Here is a 4,404-nt window from a genome sequence, read left to right as displayed (position 1 = left end):
CGTCGGCGCCGCCGTGCGCAACTACTCGGAAAGCATCGACTCCCCCGGCGCGGGAAACAACGACCATCGACTACGCACACCATGCAGATCTACTTAATCCGCGCGTCCCCGGTCTATGACTGTCCGTATGGAGATGCCTTCACGACCGGAACTGCGACCGCCACCTTCGCCACCGTCGAGTATTGGACGGTGGTGGTCTGCCCCGTGCTCATGGAACCCGACGACACGAGTGCGGTCCCATCGGACGCCCCGCCGCCGTTCAAGACGTTGATGGCGCCCATGGCCACGACGGCTGCGCCACCGAGTACGGCCGCCAATGACTTGCCCCGGATGGCGCGATTCGGAATACCCGTCACTGCTGAACCCTCCAATGCGATCAACCGCCGATCACCTTGCGGTAGGCGCGCGGGCCGTCATAGTCGTTGACCGCGAAGTGCCACGTGGCCTGGTTGTCCCAGATGACGAAGTCACCTGTCTTCCAACCGAAGTCGACGGCGTAATTGGGTGAAGCGGCGTGGGACAGGAGGAAGGGAAGCAACGCCTTGCCCTCGGCTGGGTCGATACCCGTGAGGCGCAACGCGGACGAGCTCAGGAACAGGCCCTTGCGTCCGGTGTGACGGTGCGTGCGCACCACCGGGTGCTCGACCGTCTCCGTCACCGGCGGCCGGTCGTACGTCCCGTCACCGGGGTAGGCGTCGTAGACGGCGCTCACCGACTCCAAGAGTTGCTTGAACGGCTCGGAGAGTCCGTCGTAGGCCGCTTGCAGATCCGCCCACAGCGTGTGACCGCCGATCTCAGGAACCACCTGATAGGTCAGCGACTCGATGTTGAACGGCGGGTTCCGCCAGGTCCCGCCCACGTGCCACGTCGAGGCACTTCCGGCCTTCTCCAGATCGAAGACGTACGCCAGCCGGTTGTGCTCGTCGCGACGCAGCCACAGCGGGTGGTCGAACGGTTCGTCGAAGATCCGCACCGCGTCCACGTGCGCATCCGGCGACAGGTGCTGGTTGCGGAACACCAGGACCTTGTGCCGCCAGAAGTCCTCCCGTAGGGCGTGAGCGGTCGCCTCGTCGACACCGTGCGCCAAGTCGACGCCGACGATCTCGGCGCCGAGGAGCGGGCTGGCGGGTACGACCGCGTACGGGGCGGTGTGGGTAGTGGTCATCTTCCTCACCTCTAACTGGATGGCGTGAATCGGAGAATGGCGAATCCGGCCCCACGGTAAGTCTCGTTGCGGGGCAGGCGAAATGGTTTGGATCACGGAACGCATATCTGGCGGGACGGTCGGCCGCCCGTGGTCAGGAGACCAGGAACATGCCTGCGGCGGCGACCACCAGGACCACGTCGATGAGGAGGCCGTACGTATGCGAGTGAAGTCGGCGCACCAGTCCGCGGATCAGGAACGGGCCGATCATCAACGCAGCCCCGATCAACAATCCACGGGCAACGAGACCCGTCGTGAGAGCGCCGAGTTGACCGAAGGTGCCCAGTTTGGCCGCGTAGAGCACCAACGCGCTGGCAGCCTCCGATCCGAGGAACGCACCACCGCTGAGTCCGAATCCGGTGAAGACCGGAACGCTCATCGGTCCGGTCGAAAGGACCAGCCCGGTCAGAAAACCGACGACGACGCCTGCGGCGGCAAGATGCCACAACCGAAGCCGCCACTGCCGTGCCGCCATCACCCTCCGCAGCGGGATCATCAGGAGAAAGAAGGCACCCAGCAGGCCGTCGACGACCTTCGGCGAAATGGTCAGCAGCGTGTGCGCACCGAGCACGGCAGCCGGGGCGCCGGGCACGGCGTACGCAACGACGGGTCGCCACTGAATCTCTCGCCACCAGGCCGCCACCCGAGCGATGTTGGCCATTACCGCGGCTATGCCCATCATGGGTATCGCGGTGCGCGGCCCGTAGAGCATCACCAGCACCGGTAGCAGCACGAGTGACGAACCGGTGCCGACCAAACCACCGAGCGCTCCGGCACCCAACGCAAGAAGGAAGACGAGGACGAGAGCCAACATGGTCAGGACCTTCTCGTCGGCGTGGGGCACGCCGACGGAGATCCTCCAGGCTTTTGTCCGTTCAGATGACCGCACCTCATCCGGAGTTGCGGTGGCGTCGCTCGGACCAGACACGCACCCGTGGGCGCGTCGGAACCCTAGACGCTATCGCGCTCACCCTATCAAGCGGCACATCGCGTTTCGCGATCTAGCAGATAACTGACAGGTGAGCGATGATGAGCATTGCGGCCGATGCGGGAATGAAACGGTGGTGCACTGGGTTTCTGAAGTCGACGACACCCATCTCCACGGGTCCACGAGATTGCGGCTCCGGGTGGGTGCTCCCGCGGACTGCCGACGGAGGAGATCAGGTGAGCGCATCGTGAAGTTCCTGCTGATCACGCTGATCACACACCAGCCGGACCCGGCAACGGGTGAGAAGAAGAGCCCCGCCGACCGGCTGCGCGACGTCATCGATGCCGCGGTACTCGGAGAGGAACTCGGCTTCGATGGCTTCGCCGTCGGTGAGCGTCACGAGGATCCGTTCATCTCGTCGTCTCCTCCGGTAGTGCTGAGCAACATCGCAGCGAGAACGTCGGAGATCGCGCTATTCACCGCCGTGACGACGTTGAGCCTGCTCGACCCGGTCCGTGCGTTCGAGGACTATTCGACGCTCGACAACCTGTCCGGTGGACGGCTCGAACTGATCATCGGCAAGGGCAATGGGGCCGCGCAGGCCGAACTGTTCCACGTGACCGCGGGCGATCAGTGGGACCGCAACCGTGAGGGCTACGAGTTGTTCCGCCAGCTATGGGAAAGCGAGGATGTGACGTGGTCCGGCCAGTTCCGTCCGTCCCTGGTCAACGCCAAGGCGCTGCCCCGACCTCTTCAGCAGCGGATCCGCATCTGGCACGGCAGCGCGACCAGCACGGAGTCGGTCGAACTGGCCGCCCGTTACGGTGACCCGATCTTCTCCGCCAACGTGACCAACCCGATCGAACCCTATGCCGAACTGGTGCGTCATTACCGGCAGCGGTGGGAGTTCTACGGCCATCGCCCAGAGGACGCCCTCGTCGGCGCGGGAACCGCGGGTTTCCACGTCGCCACGACGTCACAGCAGGCGGTTGACGAGTTTCGGCCCGCGTTCCAGGCGCGCCTCTCCGCTCAGCGGCGAGTCGGGATGCCGGTGGTGTTCGACACGATCGAGGATTTCATCGATCGAAGCTCGGCGCTGGTCGGCAGCCCACAGCAGGTGATCGACAAGGTGAGCCGCTACCACGAGCAGCTGGGCCACGAAGTGATCCACCTCAGTGCAGAGGCCGACGGCGTGACGCCCGCCCAGAAGCGCCGAAGCCTCGAACTGTTCCAGTCCGATGTCGCTCCCGCTCTGCGCCAGCAGATTCCGAGCAGGCCGCTCATCTCGCAATCGACCGACAAAGGAGTGTTCGCATCATGACCGTCACCGGAGACACCGAGGCACCCACGTTCGAAGCTGCGTGGAATGAGTGGCACACCGCGCGCGAGCGCTACTACGGCGATCCGCTCGGCTGGGTGAGCATCACCGGCTTGCACTGGCTCACCGAGGAATTCGCGACCATCGCCGACCTCCCGGGCCGGTGGCGGGCCGACGACGAAGCGGTGTACGTCGAGGGTATCGACGGAACCGACTACCTCGAACCGATCGAGGGCGCACCGGGACTGTACGTCGAGGCCGGGGACCGCAGCATCGAGGTCATCCGCCGAACGGGTTCCGTCGCACTGCGGGTCCACGATCCGAAGTCACCGCATCTGAACGACTACCACGGCATCCCAGCCTATGAGCCGAGCGAATCATGGCGTGTCGTCGGCACGTTCAGGGTATTCAGACATCCCAAGACCGTGACGACGGGTGCCGTCGTCGAAGGACTCGAGCACCATCACACCGCGGTGGGCACCATCGACGTCGAACTGGACGGCACCACTTTTCAGTTGATCGCCTTCGGGCGTCCGGACGGTTCGTTGCACGTACTGTTCACCGACGCCACCAGCGGAGTGACGACGTACCCTGGCGCCAGGTCGCTTTCGGTCGCCGAACCCAAGGCCGACGGGACGGTGACCCTCGACTTCAACCGGGCCGCGAACCTGCCGTGCTCGTTCACCGATTACGCGACGTGCCCGGTCGCGCCCGCCGAGAACAAGCTCGCCATCGCCGTCGAGGCAGGCGAGAAGAATCCACGCTGACGGCAGGCCCGGCGACCCGCTCAGACGACGGCCACCGCGTCGACCTCGATGAGCATCTCCTCCCTGGGCAGGCCGGTGAACACCGTGGTGCGGCAAGGCAGTGCAACCTGCCCGCTGTGCTCGGTGACGAATTCCTGGTAGGCGGCATTCATCTCGGCGAAGTCCTCCCGCTTGGTGAGGTATACGC

General features: G+C 65.0%; 6 protein-coding genes. 2 read left to right on the top strand and 4 right to left on the bottom strand.

Annotation, left to right across the window (positions count from 1 at the left end; genetic code table 11):
* Positions 1 to 113: 113 nt before the first annotated feature.
* From ACRDUX_RS29980 to ACRDUX_RS29970, 3 genes are all read right to left on the bottom strand, one after another.
* On the bottom strand, positions 114 to 356 hold the full coding sequence (locus ACRDUX_RS29980) for a hypothetical protein (RefSeq protein WP_526419320.1): 243 nt from the start codon (positions 354 to 356) through the stop codon (positions 114 to 116).
* A 20-nt stretch (positions 357 to 376) separates the two neighbouring features.
* Complete coding sequence (locus ACRDUX_RS29975) at positions 377 to 1,165, bottom strand: TauD/TfdA dioxygenase family protein (RefSeq protein WP_526419318.1); 789 nt, start codon at positions 1,163 to 1,165, stop codon at positions 377 to 379.
* A 133-nt stretch (positions 1,166 to 1,298) separates the two neighbouring features.
* Positions 1,299 to 2,018, bottom strand: a complete 720-nt coding sequence (locus ACRDUX_RS29970; RefSeq protein WP_526419324.1) for a TSUP family transporter — start codon at positions 2,016 to 2,018, stop codon at positions 1,299 to 1,301.
* 361 nt (positions 2,019 to 2,379) lie between these two features.
* Between ACRDUX_RS29970 and ACRDUX_RS29965 the strand changes: the two genes are divergently transcribed.
* Both ACRDUX_RS29965 and ACRDUX_RS29960 read left to right on the top strand, forming a co-directional pair.
* Positions 2,380 to 3,453 carry an LLM class flavin-dependent oxidoreductase gene (locus ACRDUX_RS29965; protein WP_526419316.1) on the top strand — a complete coding sequence of 358 codons (1,074 nt, stop codon included), beginning with the start codon at positions 2,380 to 2,382 and terminating at the stop codon, positions 3,451 to 3,453.
* Positions 3,450 to 4,217 carry a DUF1684 domain-containing protein gene (locus ACRDUX_RS29960; protein ID WP_526419314.1) on the top strand — a complete coding sequence of 256 codons (768 nt, stop codon included), beginning with the start codon at positions 3,450 to 3,452 and terminating at the stop codon, positions 4,215 to 4,217. The genes ACRDUX_RS29965 and ACRDUX_RS29960 overlap by 4 nt, the downstream gene beginning before the upstream one ends.
* Positions 4,218 to 4,237: 20 nt before the next feature.
* On the opposite strand, the gene ACRDUX_RS29955 is transcribed toward ACRDUX_RS29960, so the two are convergent.
* Positions 4,238 to 4,404, bottom strand: a 167-nt coding sequence (locus tag ACRDUX_RS29955; RefSeq protein WP_526419322.1) for a RidA family protein, incomplete at its 5' end; no start/stop codon positions are given.

It is taken from the genome of Mycobacterium sp. (genome assembly GCF_050701675.1).
In the GTDB taxonomy this organism is placed as follows: domain Bacteria; phylum Actinomycetota; class Actinomycetes; order Mycobacteriales; family Mycobacteriaceae; genus Mycobacterium.
The sequence above is the reverse complement of the archived record's forward strand: the minus strand, read 5'-3'. Positions and strand labels throughout refer to the sequence as shown.

Bases quoted from the DNA above. Each gene is read 5' to 3' on its own strand.
- ACRDUX_RS29975 (WP_526419318.1), bottom strand. From the start codon at position 1,165: ATGACCACTACCCACACCGCCCCGTACGCGGTCGTACCCGCCAGCCCG.
- ACRDUX_RS29970 (WP_526419324.1), bottom strand. From the start codon at position 2,018: ATGTTGGCTCTCGTCCTCGTCTTCCTTCTTGCGTTGGGTGCCGGAGCG.
- ACRDUX_RS29960 (WP_526419314.1), top strand. From the start codon at position 3,450: ATGACCGTCACCGGAGACACCGAGGCACCCACGTTCGAAGCTGCGTGG.